This is a genomic window from Caballeronia sp. BR00000012568055 (assembly GCF_029439455.1).
Lineage (GTDB): Bacteria > Pseudomonadota > Gammaproteobacteria > Burkholderiales > Burkholderiaceae > Caballeronia.
On sequence record NZ_JAQFVG010000317.1, the window covers coordinates 20,235 to 41,607 of the forward strand.

General features: G+C 63.3%; 17 protein-coding genes. 6 read left to right on the plus strand and 11 right to left on the minus strand.

Features of this window, described 5'->3' with window-relative positions:
- Positions 1-2: 2 nt before the first annotated feature.
- Positions 3-2,087 carry a carbon starvation CstA family protein gene (locus P7F28_RS25220; protein ID WP_277187501.1) on the minus strand — a complete coding sequence of 695 codons (2,085 nt, stop codon included), beginning with the start codon at positions 2,085-2,087 and terminating at the stop codon, positions 3-5.
- 134 nt (positions 2,088-2,221) lie between these two features.
- On the opposite strand from P7F28_RS25220, the gene P7F28_RS25225 reads away from it, so the two are divergent.
- Positions 2,222-3,622 (plus strand): cache domain-containing protein, encoded by a 1,401-nt coding sequence (locus P7F28_RS25225; RefSeq protein ID WP_277187502.1) that lies wholly within the window; start codon positions 2,222-2,224, stop codon positions 3,620-3,622.
- Positions 3,619-4,254, plus strand: a complete 636-nt coding sequence (locus P7F28_RS25230) for a response regulator transcription factor (RefSeq protein WP_277187503.1) — start codon at positions 3,619-3,621, stop codon at positions 4,252-4,254. The genes P7F28_RS25225 and P7F28_RS25230 overlap by 4 nt, the downstream gene beginning before the upstream one ends.
- On the opposite strand, the gene P7F28_RS25235 is transcribed toward P7F28_RS25230, so the two are convergent.
- Positions 4,251-4,868: a phospholipid-binding protein MlaC gene (locus tag P7F28_RS25235; protein ID WP_277187504.1), complete on the minus strand. Its 618-nt coding sequence runs from the start codon at positions 4,866-4,868 to the stop codon at positions 4,251-4,253. The two genes, P7F28_RS25230 and P7F28_RS25235, sit on opposite strands and share 4 nt — an antisense overlap.
- A 219-nt stretch (positions 4,869-5,087) precedes the next feature.
- On the opposite strand from P7F28_RS25235, the gene P7F28_RS25240 reads away from it, so the two are divergent.
- Positions 5,088-7,748, plus strand: a complete 2,661-nt coding sequence (locus P7F28_RS25240; protein ID WP_277187505.1) for an MMPL family transporter — start codon at positions 5,088-5,090, stop codon at positions 7,746-7,748.
- Complete coding sequence (locus tag P7F28_RS25245; protein ID WP_277187506.1) at positions 7,745-8,686, plus strand: VacJ family lipoprotein; 942 nt, start codon at positions 7,745-7,747, stop codon at positions 8,684-8,686. The genes P7F28_RS25240 and P7F28_RS25245 overlap by 4 nt, the downstream gene beginning before the upstream one ends.
- A gap of 57 nt (positions 8,687-8,743) precedes the next feature.
- Here the strand turns inward: P7F28_RS25245 and P7F28_RS25250 are convergent, their stop codons facing one another.
- From P7F28_RS25250 to P7F28_RS25285, 8 genes are all read right to left on the minus strand, one after another.
- The gene (locus P7F28_RS25250) at positions 8,744-9,211 is read right to left on the minus strand and encodes a hotdog domain-containing protein (protein WP_277187507.1); all 468 of its coding nucleotides are present in this window, start codon (positions 9,209-9,211) and stop codon (positions 8,744-8,746) included.
- Between the two features lie 109 nt (positions 9,212-9,320).
- A complete protein-coding gene (locus P7F28_RS25255; RefSeq protein WP_277187528.1) occupies positions 9,321-9,977 on the minus strand; it encodes a phosphorylase in 657 nt (218 codons plus the stop codon).
- A gap of 26 nt (positions 9,978-10,003) precedes the next feature.
- On the minus strand, positions 10,004-11,983 hold the full coding sequence (gene shc, locus P7F28_RS25260) for a squalene--hopene cyclase (protein ID WP_277187508.1): 1,980 nt from the start codon (positions 11,981-11,983) through the stop codon (positions 10,004-10,006).
- Positions 11,980-13,260 (minus strand): hydroxysqualene dehydroxylase HpnE, encoded by a 1,281-nt coding sequence (gene hpnE / locus P7F28_RS25265; RefSeq protein ID WP_277187509.1) that lies wholly within the window; start codon positions 13,258-13,260, stop codon positions 11,980-11,982. Before hpnE ends, shc begins: the two co-directional genes overlap by 4 nt.
- Positions 13,260-14,108, minus strand: coding sequence for a presqualene diphosphate synthase HpnD (hpnD, locus tag P7F28_RS25270; RefSeq protein WP_277187510.1), 849 nt, complete (start codon positions 14,106-14,108; stop codon positions 13,260-13,262). Before hpnD ends, hpnE begins: the two co-directional genes overlap by 1 nt.
- A 201-nt stretch (positions 14,109-14,309) precedes the next feature.
- Positions 14,310-15,251: a diguanylate cyclase gene (locus P7F28_RS25275; RefSeq protein ID WP_277187511.1), complete on the minus strand. Its 942-nt coding sequence runs from the start codon at positions 15,249-15,251 to the stop codon at positions 14,310-14,312.
- Between the two features lie 3 nt (positions 15,252-15,254).
- Entirely contained in the window at positions 15,255-15,887 is a 633-nt protein-coding gene (locus tag P7F28_RS25280) for a chemotaxis protein CheC (RefSeq protein ID WP_277187512.1), read from the minus strand.
- Positions 15,880-16,248, minus strand: a complete 369-nt coding sequence (locus tag P7F28_RS25285) for a response regulator (protein WP_277187513.1) — start codon at positions 16,246-16,248, stop codon at positions 15,880-15,882. Before P7F28_RS25285 ends, P7F28_RS25280 begins: the two co-directional genes overlap by 8 nt.
- 530 nt (positions 16,249-16,778) lie before the next feature.
- Here P7F28_RS25285 and P7F28_RS25290 point away from each other — a divergent pair.
- Positions 16,779-19,052 (plus strand): hybrid sensor histidine kinase/response regulator, encoded by a 2,274-nt coding sequence (locus P7F28_RS25290; protein WP_277187514.1) that lies wholly within the window; start codon positions 16,779-16,781, stop codon positions 19,050-19,052.
- Between the two features lie 195 nt (positions 19,053-19,247).
- Entirely contained in the window at positions 19,248-20,456 is a 1,209-nt protein-coding gene (locus P7F28_RS25295) for a hypothetical protein (protein WP_277187515.1), read from the plus strand.
- A gap of 50 nt (positions 20,457-20,506) precedes the next feature.
- Here the strand turns inward: P7F28_RS25295 and P7F28_RS25300 are convergent, their stop codons facing one another.
- Complete coding sequence (locus P7F28_RS25300; RefSeq protein ID WP_277187516.1) at positions 20,507-21,058, minus strand: NADPH-dependent FMN reductase; 552 nt, start codon at positions 21,056-21,058, stop codon at positions 20,507-20,509.
- Positions 21,059-21,373: the final 315 nt, after the last annotated feature.

The following is a 21,373-nucleotide window of genomic DNA, read 5'->3' on the forward strand; positions in this document are numbered from 1 at the left end:
GTTCAGTGTCCCGAACGAACCGCTGCCGATGCGCCCGACGGCATCGCTTCGAACGGCGTCTCGCGCACCGTCGGACGCGCTTCGCGACGCGCACGCAGCACCGCCAGCACGCCGTACACCGCAATACTCAGCACCACGAAGATGAACAGGCCCGCGAGCGCTGCATCGACGTAATCGTTGAAGATGATGCGCTGCATTTCCGCCAGCGATTTCGCCGGGGCCATCACCTTGCCTGCATCGACGGCGTCCTTCAGTTTGCCCGCGTGAGCGAGGAAACCGACCTTCGGGTTGGCATCGAAAATTTTCTGATAGCCGGCGGTCAGCGTGCAAAGCAGCAGCCACGCGGTCGGCACGAGCGTCACCCACGCGTACTTTTCGCGCTTCATCTTGAACAGCACCACCGTGCCGAGCATCAGCGCGATACCCGCGAGCATTTGATTCGAAATGCCGAACAACGGCCACAAGGTATTGATGCCGCCGAACGGATCGACCACGCCCTGATACAGGAAGTAGCCCCACGCGGCCACGCACAAACCCGTCGCGACCAGATTGGCCGGCAGCGATTCCGTGCGACGCAGCGCCGGATGGAACGTGCCCAGCAAATCCTGCAACATGAAACGGCCCGCGCGCGTGCCCGCATCGACGGCGGTGAGGATGAACAGCGCTTCGAACAGAATGGCGAAGTGATACCAGAAGGCCATCATCGCCGGGCCGCCGATCACCTGATGGAGAATTTGCGCCATGCCCACGGCCAGCGTCGGCGCGCCGCCCGCCCGCGCGACGATGGTCGTTTCACCCACCGCCTGCGCCGTCGATGTCAGCATATCCGGCGTCAGCATGAAGCCCCACGACGATACCGTCTGCGCCACCGCTTCCGGCGTCGAGCCGAGCAGCGCGGCGGGGCTGTTCATCGCGAAGTAGACGCCCGGTTCGATCACGCACGCGGCCACCAGCGCCATGATCGCGACGAACGATTCCATCAGCATCGCGCCATAGCCGATAAAGCGCATGTTCACTTCGTTGTCGATCATCTTGGGCGTGGTGCCCGAGGCGATCAGCGCGTGGAAGCCGGACACCGCGCCGCACGCAATCGTGATGAACAGGAACGGGAACAGGTTGCCCGCCCACACCGGACCGCTGCCATCGACAAACTTGGTGAAGGCCGGCATCTTCAATTCAGGCGCGACGACCAGAATGCCGATCGCAAGACCGAGAATCGTGCCGATCTTCAGGAACGTGGACAGATAATCGCGCGGCGCGAGCAGCAGCCACACCGGCAACACCGAAGCGATAAAACCATAGCCGATCAGAATCCAGACGAGCTGCGTGCCGGTGAATGTGAAGAACGGCGCAAGCGACGGCGATGCAGCGACGGAACCGCCGAACGTGATCGCCAGCATCAGCAGCACAAAACCGATGATCGATACTTCGCCGATGCGGCCGGGCCGGATGTATCGCGTATAAAGGCCCATGAACAGCGCGATAGGAATGGTGGCCGCGACCGTGAACGTGCCCCACGGCGAATTCGTCAGCGCCTTCACGACGATCAGCGCCAGCACCGCGAGAATGATCACCATGATCAGGAACGCGCCGAACAACGCGATCACGCCCGGCACGGTGCCGAGTTCCATTTTGATGAGATCGCCGAGCGAGCGGCCGTCACGTCGTGTGGAGATGAACAGGACCACGAAGTCCTGCACCGCGCCCGCGAACACCACGCCCGCGAGAATCCACAGCATGCCGGGCGTGTAGCCCATCTGCGCGGCCAGCACCGGACCGACCAGCGGACCCGCGCCCGCAATCGCCGCGAAGTGATGGCCAAACAGCACGTACTTGTTGGTCGGTACGTAGTCGAGGCCATCGTTATGACGAACGGCGGGCGTCATGCGCAAGCCGTCGAGTTGCAGCACCTTCGCCGCGATAAAGCGCGAGTAGAAGCGATAAGCGATGAGATAAACGCAGACCGCCGCAATGACGATCCACAATGCGCTGATACGTTCGCCGTGTGCAAGCGCGATGGTGCCGAATGCGAACGCGCCCAGCAGCGCGAGCGCGATCCAGACCAGGAATCCGGATGCCCGATTCATGGTGTCTCCTATGGTTTTGTCGATTCATGCGCCGTCGTAGCGCATTGGGCGGTAGTATTCGCTTTCGCTCGCGCGCCCACAAGCGCATAACTACGTAAGCGCGCTACGTGCCTTCACGTAGCGGAAAACCCTGTATGAAGCTCAAAGCCAAAATCTTCTTGCTGGCGATCGTGCCGTTTGCCGTGGCGATCGGCGGGATCGAATATGGCGTGCGGCAGCAGGCGACCACGCTCGCGCAGGCGCAGCACGAGACCACGCAGGCGGCGTATCTGTCGAGCAAGGAAATCGAGCTGCGGCATTACGTGGAGATCGCGAAGAGCGCCATCGCGCCGTATTACGATGCGCCCTCCAACGCGTCCCAAAGCGATGAACAACGCCGCCAGCTCGCGCTCGACGCACTACAAAAACTCGACTTCGGTCAGGACGGCTACTTCTTCGTCTACACGATGCACGGCACATCGCTGATGCATCCGCGTCAGCCCGATCTCGTCGGCCGCGATCTCTGGCTGATGCGCGATCCGAACGGCGCGCTGACCATTCAGGCGCTGATCAAAGAAGCATCGCGCGGCGGCGGATATGTGCGCTACGTGTGGCGGCGTCCATCCACAGGCAAGCTCGCGCCCAAACTCGGCTACGTGATTCCGCTGGAACGCTGGGGCTGGATGATCGGCACCGGCATCTATCTCGAAGATGTCGATACCACGCTCGCACGTATCGATGCACAAGCGGCCAGCAATATCGATCGCACGGCGACGTGGATCGGCGTGATTGCGCTGGCGGCGCTGGCGATCATCGCGATATGCGGCGCGGTGCTGAATATCAGCGAGCATCGCAGTGCGGATGTGAAGCTGAAGCGGCTCGCGCGGCAAGTGGTGGAATCGCAGGAACAGGAGCGCGCGCGGCTCTCGCGCGAGTTGCATGACGGCATCAGTCAGATGCTTGTGTCGGTCAAGCTGCTGCTCGAATCCGCGCTGCTGCGATTCGAACGCGCGCCCACACGCGAACCCGATGCCGAAGCGGCGTTGTCCACGAGTCTTAGCCGCTTATCAGGCACGCTGCGCGAAGTGCGCCGCATCTCGCACGCGCTGCGTCCCGCCATGCTCGACGATCTCGGCCTCGCCGCCGCACTCGAACAACTCGCGCGCGAATTCGACGGGCAGGACGGGCTGGAAGTGCGCTTCGAATCGACCATCAACGCGAAAACCAGTCTGCCCGATACGGTCAATACCGTGCTGTTCCGCATCGCGCAGGAAGCGCTCAGCAATATCGCGCGACACGCGCAGGCCACGCGCGCCGTGCTCGCGCTCGACATCGCGCCGCACGCGGTTACGCTCGCGATCACCGACAATGGCCGTGGTTTCGATGCGCACGCCGCGCTCAGCGGACCGACCAGCGGCATCGGCCTGCGCAATATGCGCGAACGGCTCGATACGCTCGGCGGCGCGTTGCGTATCGACTCGCAACTCGGGCGCACGGAAATTCTCGCGAGCGTGCCCTTGCCCGTCGCCGCGCCGAACATGGAAGAACACGTATGAACGAACCCGCCCGCATCATTCTCGTCGACGATCATCCTTTGGTGCGCGACGGCCTGCGCGCGCGGCTCGAAGCGGTGGCGCACCTGCGCGTGATCGGCGAAGCGGGCAACGCGGACGAAGCCCTCGCGCTCGCCGCCGACGAAGCCAACACGCCCGATCTCGCGCTGATGGACGTCGGCATGGCGGGCATGAGCGGCATTCAACTGGCGGCGCGTTTTCACGAGCGCTTTCCCGGCATCCGCGTGCTGATGCTGTCGATGCACGACAACGTGGAATATGTGACGCAGGCGGTGCGCGCGGGCGCGAGCGGCTATGTGCTGAAGGATTCGCCATCGACGGAAATCATTCAGGCGATCGATGCCGTGCTCAAGGGCAAGACCTTCTTCAGCGCCGGACTCGCCGCGCGCATGATTCAGGCACAGTCGATGCAGACGCCGCTGGACCGCCTCACGCCGCGCGAACTCGATATTCTCGATGCGCTGGCGCAGGGTTTATCGAGCAAGCAGATCGCACAGCAGCATGGTTTGTCGGTGCGGACGGTGGAAACGCACCGGCTCAACATGAAGCGCAAACTCGATATCGACGGTCAAGCCGAGTTGATCAAGTTTGCGGTCGAGCATCGGCGCAGTTAGCCCGCCGAACGTGCGTTGTGGTCTTGCAGATATTTGATGAGCGCATCCGGTCCGCCCTTCTGCAACTGGCCGGAGAACTGGGATTGATAGACCTGAATGAGCCACGCGCCCATCATGTCGATGTCGTAGATTTTCCAGCCCTGCGGCGTCTTTTCCAGTCGATAGCGCACCGGATTGTCGCCGCCCGTCGATATGACGTGCGATTCGACCACGGTGTCCTTCGCGTCCGGGCCGACGTTGGGCGAATCGAAGCGGAACTTGACGTCCTGGTCACGCAACTGCGCAAGCGATGCAGCGTACGTGCGCACGAGCAAGGTCTGGAACTGGTCGTAAAGCTGTTTTTGCTGCTCGGGCGTGGCGCTGGCCCACGCCTTGCCTACCGCGATGCGCGTCGTACGCTGAAAGTCGGTCTGCGGCAGAAAGCGCGTCTCGACGAGTTGCGTGATCTTCGCCATGTCGCCGCCGCGCGCCTGCGGATCGGCCTTCATGGCGTTGACGGTGCCTTCGACGGCGCTTTTCACGACCGCGTCAGGACTCGTTTGTGCAAGCGCTTCGCCGGAAAAGGACATGGCGGCAAGCAGGAAAGCGAAACAAATGGACAAATAGCGTTTCATGACACCCGTTCTCTCTGTTCTTTGGTGGGTCGTCGGCGGATGGTCGCCTTTGGAACCGTGGAATGAGTATACCGACAGCAGGCCGATGCAACAGTTCATCACGCGGCGCTTCGGGCCTTGCCCGGTATACTTGCGCTTCCGTAGTTTGCATCACGCTCGGCATCACGCAATCCGCGCTGCATTGCGCCAAAAATAACAGGCTTACCAGGTAGCGTCTTCATGCTGACGTCCAACATTACACGCTTCGTCACCTTGGCCATCCGCCGGCCGGCGTGGATTATCGCTATTTCGCTTCTGCTCGGCGTGCTGAGCACGATTTATGTCGTTCATCACTTCAAGATCAGCACGGACGTGAGTCAGTTGATCGAGAACGAGCCGGAATGGGCCGCGCGCGGCAAAGCCATCGACGATGCCTTTCCGAATCGCGGCGCGACGCTGCTGATCGTGGTCGAAGCGCCCGCGCCCGAGTTTGCGAGCGCGGCCGCGACCGAACTTGCCACGGCGCTGGCGAAGGAACCGGAGCAATTCAAGGCGGTATCGCAACCGGAAGGCGGCGCGTTTTTCGAGCACAACGGCTTGCTTTATCTCTCCACGGCCAAGGTCGATGAAACGACCAAACAGCTCGTGCAGGCGCGCCCGCTCATCAACACGCTCGCCCACGATCCGACGCTCACCGGCCTCGCGCAGACGCTCAACACCACGCTCAACGTGCCGCTGCTGACTGGCCAGATCACGCTCGGCAAGATGGCGCATTTGCTGGGTCATAGCGCGGACGTGCTGGATCGCGTGCTGGCGAATCAGCCGGCGGCGTTCTCATGGCGCGATATCGCGGATTCATCGAAGGACAATGCGCCGGGCCGCGCGTTCGTCACCGTCATTCCCGAACTCAACTTCAACGCGCTGAAAGCCGCAGCCGGTTCATCCGATGCCATCCGCGCGAAGTTCGCGGAACTCGGGCTGGACAAAAAGTATGGCGCGTCGGTGCGTCTGACTGGCGCGCAGCCGCTCGCCGACGAAGAATTCGCCTCCGTGCAGGACGGCGCGGTGCTCAACGGCGTGCTGACATTCCTCGTCGTGCTGATGATTTTGTGGGTCGCGCTGCGCTCCAAGCGCATGATCGTCGCGGTGTTCATCACCTTGTTCGTGGGACTGGCGATCACCGCCGCGCTCGGCCTGATGATGGTCCACGCGCTCAATATGATCTCGGTCGCGTTCATGGTCCTGTTCGTCGGTTTGGGCGTGGACTTCGGCATTCAGTTCGGCGTGAAGTATCGCGAGGAACGGCATAAGCACAAGCGGCTGGATGTATCGCTGGCAGAGACGGCGCGGCATGTCGCGGTACCGCTGACGCTTGCCGCCGCTGCGACTGCCGCGAGCTTTTTCTCGTTTTTGCCGACGGCGTATCGCGGGGTATCGGAACTGGGATTGATTGCGGGCGTCGGCATGTTCGTCGCGTACGTGACCAACATGACCTTGCTGCCCGCGCTCATCAAAGTGTTCGCGCCGCCGGGCGAAGCGTCTTCCCCCGGTTTTCCCGTGCTCGCTCCCGTCGATGAATTCCTCGACCGGCATCGCAAGCCGGTGCTGATCGGCACGCTGGTGATCGTGATCGGCGCGCTGCCCGCGCTCACGCATCTGCGCTTCGACTTCAATCCGCTGCATCTCAAAGACCCGCATACCGAGTCGATGGCAACGCTCACCGCGCTGAAAGATTCGCCAGAAGCGGCAGTCAACAACGTGGCCGTGCTCGCGCCGACGTTGGCCGATGCGAATCGCGTCGCGGCGAAGTTGCGCACCTTGCCGCAGGTCGGCAGCGCGACCACGCTGTCCTCGCTGATTCCCGACGATCAGCCGCAGAAACTCGCGCTGATCAAAGCTGCCGCCGATCAGCTTTTGCCTGCGCTCGATCAGCAAACGGCATCGCCGGTAACGGATGCGGTGCGCGTTGCTACTTTGAAGCGCGTGGCAAGTTCGCTGTCTTTGGCCGCCGACGATCACCCCGGCGACGGCGCGAACGAAGCGAAGCATCTGTCGCAGACGCTCACCAAACTCGCCGCCGCCGATGCCGCCACGCGCGACCGCGCCGAACACGCGATGGCCGATCCGCTGCGTATCGCGCTGGCGCAATTGCGCGCACTGCTCACGCCGACCGAAATCACGCCAGAAACGCTGCCGCCCGCCATCGCCGATGATCTGCTCAACGCGAAGGGACAAGCGCTCGTCAGCATTTCGCCGAAGGTGCCGCCCGGCGTCGATCCCGGCGACGACACCCTCCTCGCCCATTTCGCCGATGCAGTGCAGCAAGCCGCGCCGGACGCCATCGGCGGGCCGATTTCCGTACGCCATTCGGCTGAAGTCATCATCAAGGCGTTCCAGCAGGCCGCGATCTATTCGCTGATCGCCATCACCATCTTGCTGTGGATTGCCTTACGTCGTTTCGGCGATGTTTTGAGAACTTTGGTACCGTTGCTCGTCTCCGCGATCGTCACGCTGGAGTTGTGCGTGCTGTTCCGCATGCCGCTGAACTTCGCCAATATCATCGCGCTGCCGCTGATGCTGGGCGTCGGCGTGGCCTTCAAGATTTACTTCGTGATGGCGTGGCGCTCCGGTCAGACGCGTCTGCTGCAATCGAGCCTCACGCACGCGGTGATGTTCAGCGCCGCGACCACGGCGACGGCGTTCGGCAGCTTGTGGTTCTCGCATCACCCCGGCACGTCGAGCATGGGCCGGCTGCTGGCGCTGTCGCTGTTCTGCACGCTGATCGGCGCGGTGGTGTTTCAACCTGTTTTGATGGGCAAACCGCGCCGGGTACGCGCGGCGGATCGGGCGAAGCTGCGCGCGGCGCGGCGACATGACAACCTTAGAGGAATCGAAGAATGAAGACGGCTTTCGCCGCCCGCAAATGGGGAATGTGTGTCGCGCTCGCCGGCGCGCTCGTGACGACAGGCTGCGCCACCGGCCCGGATCGCAATCCGAAAGACCCGCTCGAGCCGATGAACCGCACCATCTTCAAGTTCAACGACACGCTCGATACCTACGTCGCCAAGCCGGTCGCGCAGTTCTACGTGGACTACACGCCGAGCCCGTTCCGCACGGCGGTCAGCAATTTCTTCTCGAATATTGGCGATTTCAGCAACTTCGCGAACAACCTGCTGCAACTGAAGATCACCGACGCGACCGAAGATTTGATGCGGATCGCGATGAATTCGGTGTTCGGTCTGGGCGGTTTGATCGATATCGCTTCGCCTGCGGGTCTGCCAAAGCATCATCAGGATTTCGGTCTGACGCTCGGGCACTACGGCGTGCCGTCCGGTCCGTATCTGGTGCTTCCGCTGCTCGGACCCAGCTCTTTCCGCGATTCGACCACGTGGCTGGTCGATTGGCGCGTGAATCCGATCAGCTATTCGGACAACTACATCCGCTGGCCGCTCTACGGCCTGAACTTCGTCAGCGCGCGGGCCGACCTGATCGGCGCGACGGATTTGCTGTCGCAAGCGGCGCTGGATAAGTACGCGTTCGTGCGTGATGCGTATTCGCAGCGTCGCCAGTTCCTGCTGACGGGCGGCGGTGCATCGACGTTGCCGGATTATGGCGATGAAGGCGCATCGGCACCGGACGGCGCGAGCGCTCCCGCGGCTCCGAGCAAGCCGGGGGAAACGGGTGGCAGCAGCAAGGATCTCGGCCTGCCGAATTACGTCGATCCGGGCGCGCCTGCGGGCGCGGGCGGTGGCTCGGACCAGAAAGCGCCTGCGGGCACGCCGGATAGTTCGAGCAAATCGCAGGGCTTGCCGCAGTATCAGGACCCGGCGGCGAAGTGATTTGCCGATGGGTGTGAAGCAAAACGGGCGCCGAAGGCGCCCGTTTTGCTTAAGTCCTCACTCCGAGTGAGCCACTTCCTCAACCCAATCCTCACCCGAGACCTTCGGCGCTTCCACCACGCCGCGATCGCGCGAATACGCCTCGAACAATTCGTCCGCGTAACGAATCTGCGTGCGCCCGTGCGGCGCGGGTTCGCCTTGCGCATCGAGATTGACGAACACCATCTTCTCGACCGTCAGAATGCTTTTGCGCGTGATCTTGTTGCGCACTTCCGCGCGCAGCGTAATCGACGTGCGGCCGAAATGCGTCGCCGTAATGCCGAGTTCGATGATGTCGCCCTGTCGCGCCGAACTGACGAAGTTGATCTCCGACATGAACTTGGTCACGACGCGCTGGTTGTCCAGTTGCGAAATGGCGTAGATCGCGGCTTCCTCGTCGATCCAGCGCAGCAAGCTGCCGCCGAACAAGGTGCCATTCGGGTTCAAGTCTTCCGGCTTGACCCACTTCCGGGTATGAAAATTCATTTTGCTGGTCCTCACTTCCGCCCATCGCGCGCCTGACAATCGGCGCGTTCGATTAGGGTTTTCCCTTATTATACCGAGATAGGGGTTAACCCGCATAAAGCAAGGTCGATCAGCGAAGAATCAGCGCACCCGATTTTTCCAGCGCGTGCCGCGCCTGCACGAGCGTCGTACGCGCGGCGCGGGCATCGGCGGCGAGGCGCACAAGCGCGCCGAGTTGCGACGGCTGGCGCATAAGTTCGCGCAGAATCGGGGCAATGGCGGTCGTGCCGTCATCGCGCAGACCGGCGGTGGCGGCGGGCGGCAAGGTGCGCCACGCCGGATCGACGACCGCGCGGCACACGGCGAACGGCAGGCCGCGCGCCGTGGCGATCGCCCCGGCGATATGCGATTCCATATCCACCGCCAGCGCACCCGTCGATGAATGCAGAGAGCGCTTGTCCGCTTCGCTCGTCACCGGCGCGGCGACGCCGGCCATCGTGCCGCGATGCGTGTTGCCCGCAAGCGGCGTCCCCGCAAAAGATTCGACGATGCGCGCCGACCACGCCGCATCGGTCTTCAGCGGACCGAACGGCCCGCAAATCTCATCGGCGACGATCAGCGCGCCCGGCGCGAGATCGGCCGCCAAACCGCCCGCCGTGCCGAAGCTCACGATGCCCGAACACCCGCGCGCGAGCGCATCGGATAAAGCGCGTTCGAGCCAGTCCGAGCGCGCCGCGAACACCGCTTCGACACCACGTCCGCGCGCGATTTTCGCCTCGAACGCCATGCCCGTCACGGCAATGACCGGCGCGTTCACATGCCCGCCGTCACGCGCGTCTCACCTTCGCGCGTCATATTCCGATACCGCGCCAGCGCCCACAGCGGGAAAAACTTGCGATAACCGTGGTATCGCAGATAAAACACGCGCGGAAAACCGGTCGCGGTGAAATGCGCCTCGTCCCACAAACCGTGCGCCTTTTGCGTGTTCACCAGATAGTCGATACCCCGCTTGACCGAAGGATCATCGATTCGTCCCGCCGCCATCAGCCCGAGCAACGCCCATGCCGTCTGCGATGCCGTGCTCGGCGCTTGTTCATACCCGTGGTAATCGAGCTTGTAGCTTTCGCCCGCTTCGCCCCATCCGCCGTCCGCGTTCTGAATGCTGACGAGCCAGTCCGCGCCGCGCTTCATCCGCGTATCCGTCGATGCAATGCCCGCCGCGTTCAGCGCGCACAGCGCCGACCACGTGCCGTAGACGTAATTCATGCCCCAACGGCCATACCAACTGCCATCGCGCAGCTGATCCTTGACGATGAAATCGAGCGCGCGGCGTGCCGGCTCGCTGTTCGCGGGCGTTTCGCCGAGTTGCGCGAGCATCGAGAGACAGCGGGCGGAGACATCGACGGTTGGCGGATCGAGCAATGCGCCGTGGTCCGAAAACGGAATGTTGTTCAGATAGAACTGCGTGTTTTCCGGCTCGAACGCGCCCCAGCCGCCGTCGCTGCTCTGCATGCCGACGATCCACTCGCGCCCGCGCGCAATCGCTTCGCCGAACATCGCGGTGCCGTTTTCTCGATCGGCGCGTTCCATCGCCATGGCGACGACTGCCGTGTCATCGACATCGGGATAGTGCGGGTTGGCGAACTGGAACGCCCAGCCGCCCGGCCGCACGTTCGGTCGGCGCGATACCCAATCGCCGCGCACATCGAGAATCTGCAAAGGACGCAGCCATTCGAGACCGCGCCCGACCGCCGCGCGCGCCTTCGGCATGCCGGTTTCGAGCAACGCATGCGCCGCCAGCGATGTATCCCACACCGGCGACAGGCACGGCTGACAATACGCCTCGCCATCGTCCGCTTCGTCGATGATCAGCAGCTTGTCCAGCGACTTGCGCGCAATCGCGCGATTCGGATGCTCGGGCGGATAGCCGAGCACGTCGTACATCATCACGGAGTTGGCCATCGCCGGGAAAATCGCGCCGAGGCCATCTTCGCCGTTCAGCCGTTCATCGACGAAACGCACCGCTTCGTCGATGGCGCGCTCGCGGCCCGCGGCGGGCAGCAGGCCATCGACGGTGCGCAGGATCGAATCGACCACGCGGAAAAACGTGAACCAGCCGCGGCTCTGATGCCCGGAACGCGACGGCATGCCCGTGTTGACGGGCGGGTCCGTAAACACTTCGTCGATACGCACGCCGCGCGGATTGCGCGCCAGCGGGCGTTTGGCGTTCAGCACCAGCATCGGCACGATCACCGTGCGCGCCCAGTACGACACCTTCGACAGATGGAACGGGAACCACATCGGCAGACGCATGATTTCGACGGGCATCATCGGCACGGCGCGCCATGACACCACGCCGAACAGCGCCAACAGAATGCGCGTGAACACGTTGACCTTTTCCGCGCCGCCCGCAGCCAGAATCGCGCGGCGGGCGCGCTGCATATGCTCGGCCTCGGGCGAATCGCCGATCATTTTCAGCGCGAAATACGCCTTGACGGTCGCGGAGACGTCCATCGCGCCGTCGTGAAACAGCGGCCAGCCGCCGTCCTCGCGCTGGATGCGGCGCAGATAGCGGCCGATCTTCGCTTCGAGTTTTGCATCGGCTTGTTCGCCTAAATAGTGGACGAGCAGCACATATTCAGCCGGAATGGTTGCATCGGCTTCGAGTTCGTACAGCCAGTAACCGTCGGGATGCTGGGCCGCGAGCAAGGCGTCGGTGGCCTTCGATACCGCCCGGTCGAGCGTGGCGTGCTGCGCCGGCGTTTCCACGGCCGACAAGGATAGATCGTTCATCTGCCTTCCATCGATGGGTTCATCAGCGCATCCGCGGCCTTCTGGCCGGAGCGGATCGCGCCTTCGATCGTCGCGGGCAGACCGGTTGCCGTCCAGTCGCCCGCGAGCGTGAGATTGTTCCAGCGCGTTTTCGTCGCCGCGCGCAAGCCCTCTTGCGAAGGCACGGCGGCGAACGTCGCGCGTTGTTCCATGACGACTTGCCACGGCGGCACCGGCACGGCGGGCACGCGCAGCGCCTTCGCCGCTTCCTGCCAGACCGTGTGCGCCAGCGCCTCGCGCGGCGTGGCGAGCAGGCGGCCCGCGTCCATCATCGTGACGGAGACGCGGCCTTTTGCCGTGAACAGCCAGTCCGATGTGCCGTTGACTATGCACATCATCGCGGTTGTATCGTCCGGCAAGTCGATCGCGAAGTGTACGGTAGCGATTGCGCGATACGCATCCGGCGCAGCGAGCCCGGGCACCAGTTCGCGCGCCGTATCGGGCGGCACCGCGAGGATCACGGCATCGTCCGGAGCGAGCTGCACGTCATGTGAGCCTGCCGCATGCTCGAAAGCGAGCGAGCTTACACGTTCGTGCGAATCCGTGCCCGAAATGACCATTCCGACGATGCGCGAGCCCAGCCGAATCTCCGCGCCGCCGTACTGCAAATGCCGCAGCGCCGGTCCGACGAACGCGTTCGACAGACCGTGCCGCGCGATCAGCGGACGGCACGCCTGACCGCCCATCGCGAGCGTTTCGCGCACGACGTTGGCGACCATGGTGGCGCTGGCATCGACGGGTTCGGTGTTGAGCATGGCGCGCAACATCGGGCGCGCGAGCAGGTCCCAGACGCGCCCTTTGCCACGGCCATCGACTGTGCGGCCCGGCTTTCCGAAGAACAGCGGCAGGATCGGGAAATAGTCGGCGGGTTGCGTGTCGGGCACGCGGGCGTCGGCATCGAAAATCCAGCGCGGGAAGCGCCCCGCCGACATGCGGATGGTCCACGCCGCGCCGCTCGCGGCATCGAAAAAGGGAAAATCGGGTTCGGGCGGGCCGATCAGCGTGTCCGCCGCGCCGATCGCACGCAAATAAGCGATCGCCGCGTGATTGCCGGAAAACAGCAGATGGTTGCCGTTATCGACCGTTACGCCGAGCTTGTCGTCGAAGTACGAACGGCAGCGGCCGCCCGCGTGCGACGCGGCTTCTTGGAGCACCACGCGCGCGCCGCGCCGTTGAGCCTGTACCGCTGCGGCGAGCCCCGCGAGGCCCGCGCCCACCACGATCACCCGCCGTGGCATTAGATAAGGTTGCGCGCCACGATCCACAGCAGGCGTGCGCGCGGCGTGCGCACGCGTTCGCGTGGCAGGTCGAATCCGCGTTTGAGATTGGCGTCGAGCACCGCCCGATACGCCGACGACATGATGCGCGGCGCGCGGACTTCCGCACGCGGCGAGTTCGCCATGATGGCGTCCGATTGCGCGTAGTGGCCCTTCGCGCGTTCCGCGAGCACGGCGCACACGCGCGGCAGACGCGCATCGCCGACGATGGTGGCGGGATCGGTGGCCGGAATGCCTTCGCGCGCCAGCAATTCGCGCGGCAGATACACGCGGCCGATGGCGGCGTCTTCGTCGATATCGCGCAGGATATTGGTCAGTTGCAGCGCGCGGCCGAGATGGTGCGCGAGACGCCGTCCCGCGTCTTCCTGCATCCCGAATATTCTCACCGATAGCCGCCCGACCGCGCTCGCCACACGGTCACAGTACAAATCGAGCGTGGCTTCGTCGGGCGCGACGATATCACCGGCGGCGTCCATGGCCATGCCGTCGATCACGGCGTGGAAGTCGTCGCGCGAAAGGTGGAAAGCCTGAATATGGCGCGTGAGCGGTTCGAGCGATTGCTTCGGCTTGCCCGCGTAGCAATCGTCGATATCGGCACGCCAGCGGTCGAGCGCGACGGCGCGTTCGCGGCGCGGCAGCGCGCCTTCATCGGCGATATCGTCAACGGCGCGGCAGAACGCGTAGATCTGGTACATCGCGTCGCGCTGCGCGGCCGGGAGGATGCGCATCGCAAGATAGAACGAGCTGCCGGACGAGGCTTTCGCGGCGTCGGCGGTGGCTTCGTCGGCGATGATATTGGAAACGGCCAAGACGGACTCCGCAGTGGCGCCCCCAAGGGCGGAATTAGAACGGGCGCCGAGCGAAGTCGATGAACCGAAGCGCGCGGAACTGCCCTGGCGCTAGGTGGGTTGATCGACGGAGAATGCCGGCGCGTGCCGGCAAGCGAGTGCCGGGAGGCGGTCAGTATACCAATGATTGGCTAGGATTTGCCCTAGGTTTGTGCGAGCCGATTATGCAAAGCCGATCGCCCGATTCCGGCCTTCTCGCTTGGCGGTATACAACGCCGCATCCGCCTCGTTGAGCAACGCCTCAGTGGACGTCGTGATATTGCGCCGCGCGCACGCCGCGCCGACGCTTGCCGTCACCGGCACGCGCGCGCCCTGCACGTCGATGGGCGTCTCGCAGATCGCCAGGCGCACTTTCTCGGCGACTTTCATCGCGTCGTCGAAGGGCGTGCACGGCAGTAGCAGCGCGAATTCCTCGCCGCCGAATCGGCCGAAGACGTCTTGCACGCGAATCGCTTTGGCGACGCGTTCGGCCATCACGCGCAGCACGGTATCGCCGACCAGGTGGCCGAATTTATCGTTGATGCGCTTGAAGTGGTCGAGGTCGAACAGCAGCATCGACAGATCGCCGCCGTAGCGCTGCCAGCGCGAAAACTCGTCGGACAGGCGCAGATCGAAGTATCGCCGGTTGGCGATGCCCGTCAGCCCGTCGCGATCGGCATATTCCTGCAGCTTCGAGACGGCTTCGTCGCGGGCGCGCTGCATCATGCTGGCGTGGGTCACATCGGAAATGGTCACGCAGACGGCGCGCACCTCGCGCTCGTGCGTGAGCGGCATGAAGGTGACGTCCTGCTGCATGAAATCGACGCCGCCGGTAATCGGCCGGTCGTGATCGAATTTGAAGAGATACGGGCGCTGTTCCCACGAACTGAACGCGAAACTGCCCAGCTGGAACACGCTTTCGACCTTGCGCGTGAACCACACGCGCGGCAGTTCCGGAAAGCTCGCGAAGATGGACTTGCCCGTCACCTGTTCGGCGGGCTTGCCGCTGTGGTCCGCCATAAAGCGATTCCACATCGACACGTTGAGATCGCGGTCGAGCACGAAGACGCCAAAGCCCACGCGCTCGATAACCAGTTCACTCAATACGTGCCGGAGTTCTTCCATGCGTCAGAGGCTCGACAGCAGCGCGTCGAGCGCCTCGTTCAGATGCGCGATGGCGTCTTCGGCCATCAGCATGACGAGGTGCGCGCGGAAACTGTGGTCTTCCAGCGCGAAATTGACTTCCAGCAGCAACGCGGTTTTCCACGCCAGCATGCCGGGCTGGAATACGTCGTCGAGCGCCATGTCGTCGCCGAGCATGCCGGGCGGCGAGAAGATCGGCGCGCGGCCGAGGTTGTCGAAAATGCACGAAACGCACGCGCCCATCAGCACGGTGGCGACGTCGAAAATCAGTTCGGCGCGCGTGGTGGTCTCGTAGCTCGACTTGGTGTACGGGTCGTTGACCAGCGCGCACAACTGATCGACGCTGCCGCTCTTGCACAGCACGATCGCCTCGCCCTTGATGTCCGAGCGAAAGCCCTGACGCACGGCAGTGACGGTGTCGGTGATGCCGGTCATTTCGGTGAGCGCGGCAGAGGCGTCCGCCACGCCGACCACGCGCACGCGCGGCACCGACAATTCGATAAACGTGCCGAGCAGTTTGGACAGGCGCGTGGCGGCCTGGCCCATCGCCATATTGGCGACTTCCTGCAGGGCATCGCGCTGATCTTCGTTCAGCGCGGAATGAGCTTGATCAACCATGGAGTCCGTACTCCTTCAGAACTGGACGCAGCGCCTCGGGCGTCACCGGTTTCGCCAGAAACGCGATTGCACCGAGCGCACGCACGCGTTCCTGCGCCATCGGCTGCACATCGGCCGATACGACGATCACGAAGGTATTCAGGTCTTCGTGCTGCAAGGCGTCCAGCACCTGATAACCGGTCATGTCGGGCATCGTGAGGTCGAGAAACATCACGGATGCGCGGCCCGCGCGATACAACTCGAGCGCTTCCCGTCCGTTCGTCGCGTAGGAAATCTCCACGTCCCAGTCTTCGGGCAGTGCGCGCGTCAGGACCTTGCGCGCAAGCAGGGAATCATCGGCAATGACAATCGGCAACGGCATGGTCGGCGCTTTTATGGTTCGTGGATCGTTCGGTTCGGACTTCCGGTTGAGGACGCAGGACCGCTCTCTAGAGTTCGTTTACGGCATGGCCGACAACTTCTTGATGCGCTTAATGCGTGTTCGGCGTTCGTTATGCGTGGATTTCGGAAGCGATCGAGGCGATGCGCCGAGGCTTTCGCCCATACAAAATCCCGCTTAAATCAGACGGTTGCATTGTCGTATCAATAAGATGTCAAAGCAACTCAGTTCGCTGCCGCACTCAAAATATTTGCGCGCAAAGGTCATACAAATCAGGTAAAAACCACTCTAAACCTACCGTGCGATACTTTGCCTTGCTTTTGCGATCGTTTGCGCTGCCGATTCTCTCGCTAACTGCGAACGGTTGTTCTGTCGAGCGTGCGTGACCGTCGCCGGATCGGCATATTTTCTGCATGCTTTTGGCGGTTATGCCCTGACCACCGCGAACAGACGGGCTTCCGCGCGTCAGACCGGACACACGATCGCGTAAAGATTTCTATTTATCTCCCAAAATGACGCCGCACCGAGAGGAGTCCGACGCCGACACTGCCGGTGAACACTGGCAGGAGGAACCGCCGTTTCCGGTGGTGCCCGAACGCAACTTCACCGCGCAGCGTATGACGCTGTACGCGTTGCTGATCGCGGCGGTGGTCCTGCCTTGCCTCTACGTCGCGATCACGGCGTACACCGACTATCACGCGCGCGTGGCCGCCGCCACCGAATCGGTTGCGCGCAATGCGCGGGTCGCCGAAGAGCACGCGCTCAAGGTCTTCGATCTCAACGTCACGCTGAACGAACGCATCGTCGATTTGCTCGATGGGCTGGACGCGAACGCGATCCGCCGCGATGGCGAAACCATTCATCGCCGCCTGAAGGCGATGAGCGGCAGTTATTCGCAGGTGTCGGCGGCGTCCGTGTTTGGGCCGGACGGCAAGCTGCTGGTCACGAGCCGCACGTTTCCCACGCCCGATGTTTCCGTCGCGACGCGCGAGGACTTTGGCGGGCTGCGCAGCGAACGCGCGATCGAACAGGTGTCGCGCGTGATGATCGGGCGCGTGGCGGGCGAGCCGGTATTCAATACCGCAGCGGTGCGACGTACGCCGAACGGCAAGTTCGACGGCATCGTTTCCATTGCGCTGCGGCCTGCGTATTTCAATGCGTTCTATCGCGAGTTGCTGGGCGACAGCCCAACTGTGTCGCTTGGGCTGACGCGACAGGACGGCGAAGTGCTCGCGTGGTATCCGGCGCGGCCGGCGGATCGCATGTCGCTGGCACCGGAATCGCCGTTGCGCGAGGCGTATCGCGCGGGCGTGAGGAGCGGTGTCGTCGAAATGTTGTCGGGGCTGGATCAGCAGGTGAAGATCGTCGCGTACCGGCGCGTGGGCAACTATCCGGTGTATGTATCGAGCGGTTATCCGATCGCCACGTTGTGGTCGGAATGGTGGCGTCATCTGAGCGTGCTGGCCTTGTCGATCTTCGCGCCGTGCGTGGTCTTGTGGGCGGTGATCGGCCAGTCGCTGCGGCGGCTCAGAACCGAAGAGGAAGCGTGGGAGCGCTGGCAGGCCGAAGCGTCGATGCGGCGCTCGATCGAATCGGCGTATCGGCAGGCGCGCAAGATGGAGGCGCTCGGCAATCTGGTCGGCAGCGTTGCGCATGACTTCAATAATCTGCTGATGATCGTATCGACCAATGTGCAGATTGCGCGGCGACGCGGCGCGCCCGGTCTGGAACGCGAACTCACGGCGATGGAACGCGCGCTCAAGGCCGGGCAATCGCTGACGCGGCAACTGCTCGGCGTCGCGCGCAAACAGCCGTTGCGTAACGAGACGATCGCGGTCGGCAAATGGGTGCCGGCGGGACGCGAACTGCTGAAGGCATCGCTTGGGGCGAAGGTGGCGCTGAATGTGGCGGTGGCGGCGGAAATCTGGCCGGTGCGCGTCGATCCCGCCGAACTGGAACTCGCGCTCATCAACGTCGCCGTGAACGCGCGCGACGCGATGCCGAACGGCGGCACTTTCACCGTGCGCGCAGACAACGTGTGCTTCCGTCACGAAGACGGCTTTCCAATCACCGGCGATTTCGTGCAGTTGTCGCTCGAAGATACGGGCGTCGGCATGAGTCCGGAAGTGCTCGGGCGCGCGTTCGAACCGCTCTTCACCACCAAGGCGAAGGGCATGGGCACGGGTCTCGGTCTGCCGCAGGTGTTCGCGTTCTGCGAGCGCGCGGGCGGACTGGCGACCATCGATAGCGCGATCGGCGCGGGCACGGCGGTGCGGCTGTATTTACCGCGTGCGGCGGCGCAAGGCGCATCGGCTACGGTTGCAGCGGATACGCCCGCCGATGCGGTCAAGGAAAGCACCGGTCTGCGCGTGCTGCTCGTGGAAGACAACGAGGAAGTCGCCGCGGGCACCGAAGCGCATTTATCGATGATGGGCCACCACGTCACCTGGGTCTTCAACGCCGACACCGCCGTGAACTCGCTCGAAGCCGCCCGCGACCGCGCCACCTCGCCCGCCGATTTCCCCTTCGATGTCGTGCTGTCCGATATCCATATGCCGGGCCAGTTGAACGGTATCGATCTGGCGGAATTGCTGGAGCGTTTCGAACCGCGCATTCCGGTGATTCTCGTCACCGGCTACGCGGAAGAACTCGACCGCGCGCGCGAAGTGGATGCGCGCGTGCTGTCCAAACCCTTCGATATCGCGCTGCTCGATTCCTTGCTGCGCGGCGTGCGTGAACGCGCCGATGAAAACGCGAAGACGGCGGCGCGCTCCGTCGGTCGCTGAAACTTCGATATCCTGCGCATTTCTCGTTGCGGTGCAATAACCCTTTCGTTTGTAAAAACGATGTGGCCCGCGATCGCGCGCCGCACGGCCGTTCAATCGCGGATAGCCCCGGCACGCTCGTTGCGTGATGCCCTTTATGTTCGGCTGAACAAGTCAGAGCCGAATCCACATATGGCCCATCCGCAGGAGGCGACAATGCGACACACCGTTATCGGAGTATTCGACACGTATGCGCAGGCCGAGGGCGCTCGCTCGGCATTGATCAGCGCGGGTTTTCCGCGCGCCGATATCGAGCTGCAAGCCAATCCGAAGCGCGACGATGCCGCTGAACTGTCCGCCATGCCCGATGAAGAAACGCATCGCGAGCCGGGCGTGCTGGCGAATATCGAGCGCTTTTTCAGCATGTTGTTCGGCGGGCGCGAGCAGCCTGCGGAAGTCGCGCATTACTCGGAAGCCGTGCGGCGCGGAGCCGTCCTCGTTGCCGTCGATACACCGAGCGTCGAGCAAGCCGACATTGCGCGCGCGACGCTCTCGGATCAGGGCGCGATCGATATCGATGAACGCGCGGCAAGCTGGACTGCACTTGAACACGGCGGCGATGTCACGGAAGAGCGTGATCATTCCGTGCTCGATGAACTCGGCCTGGGACGCGGCAGCGCCGTGCCGGGACGCGATCCGGTGGACGAGCCGCGCGCGCGTGCTTATCCGCATGCCGATGTCGGCGATCCCGCTGAACCGCTGCTGGACCCGCTCGCTGATCCCCTGGGCGATCCGATGACGCGTCGCGATCCCGCCGCGCTGTCGTCGCGCGATTATCCGAGCGACCCGGCCGATGACATGCTGATGCCGCGCACGGGTTCTGCATCGCGCGCCGCCGATCCGCTTGTCGGCGATTCCGTCTCCGAACGCGATGCGCTCGCAGGCCGCGACCCGCTGCGTCCGGCATCGAACGATCCGTTGCCGGGCGTGCGCACCGACAACGCCGCCGACTGGCGTCCGGTGAACGACCCGCTCGGTCCGCTCGACGAAGCCGCAAGGCCGTATCAGGCGGCATCGGGCATGCAAAGTCAGACGCCAGGCATGCAGTCGCAATCAATCGGAGCGTCGGGTCCGCAAACCGTGCCCAACGAGTACATGGAGTATGAAGAAGACTTCCGCGCCGATTACGACGCCCGCTACGCCGCCACCGGCGAGCCGTACGAGGACTATCAGGGCGCGTATCGCTTCGGCGCGACGCTCGGCAACGACGACCGCTATCGCAGCCGCGCGTGGGACGATCAGATGGAATACGAAACGCGCCGCGACTGGGAAAGCCGTCATCCGGATGGCGGCGATACGTGGGAGCGCTTCAAGGCCGCGATTCGTCACGGCTGGGAACGCGTGACGGGACATCATCACGTGTAAATAAAGCGATAAGGCCCGCTGTCAACCAGCGGGCCTTTTTGCATGTGCACTTACACCGCGTAGTGCTTCACCCAGGCCACGTATTTATCGACGAAACCCTGCAAGAACTTGCGCGTGTCGTCATTGACGATATTGCCGTTCGCATCGATCCGGTTTTCATCGTGCTTGATGAACATTTCCGGCTGACCGAGCAGCGCGATATCCAGATAAGCGCACACGCCGCGCAAATGCGATTGCGCGATGGCCGTGCCCAGCGCCCCGACGGACGTACCGATAATCGCGCCTGGCTTGCCGCCCCACGCACTATGTCCCCACGGACGCGAACCCCAGTCGATCGCATTCTTCAGCACGCCGGGAATCGAGCGGTTGTATTCGGGCGTGACGAACAGCAGCGCGTTCGCCTCGGTGATCTTCTGCTTGAAATCGAGCGCGACCTGCGGATAGTCGGCATCGTAATCCTGGCTGTAGAGCGGCAGACTGGCGATGTCCAGATGCTCGAATTCGAACTCCGACGGCATCAGCGATTCAACCGCGCGCGCCAGTTGCTTGTTGAACGAACCCTGCCGAATGCTGCCGACCACCACCGCGACTTTGTAGGCCATCACATTTCTCCCCGTTCAGGTTGATAAGCGCTCCATGATAGGCGCAACGCCAAAAGTGCGTCATGCGGGTGCATTGGGCGCGCATTGTGCGTGTCCGAGTATTGTTCAGGTGATTGAGACAGCAGACCAGTCCGTTCCGCGCCCCGTAGCGGTTTGACGCTAAATATCCCCAACGTTATCCACACTTTCTGTGGATAACTTTTTGGCTGCCTTCGCCGCGATCGTTTTTGATTCTTCAACGAAACAAAAGCTTACGCGAAGGCTTCCACCAAGCCGTTTAGAAACGGGCCAGCATTCAACCAGTTCGGACAACAA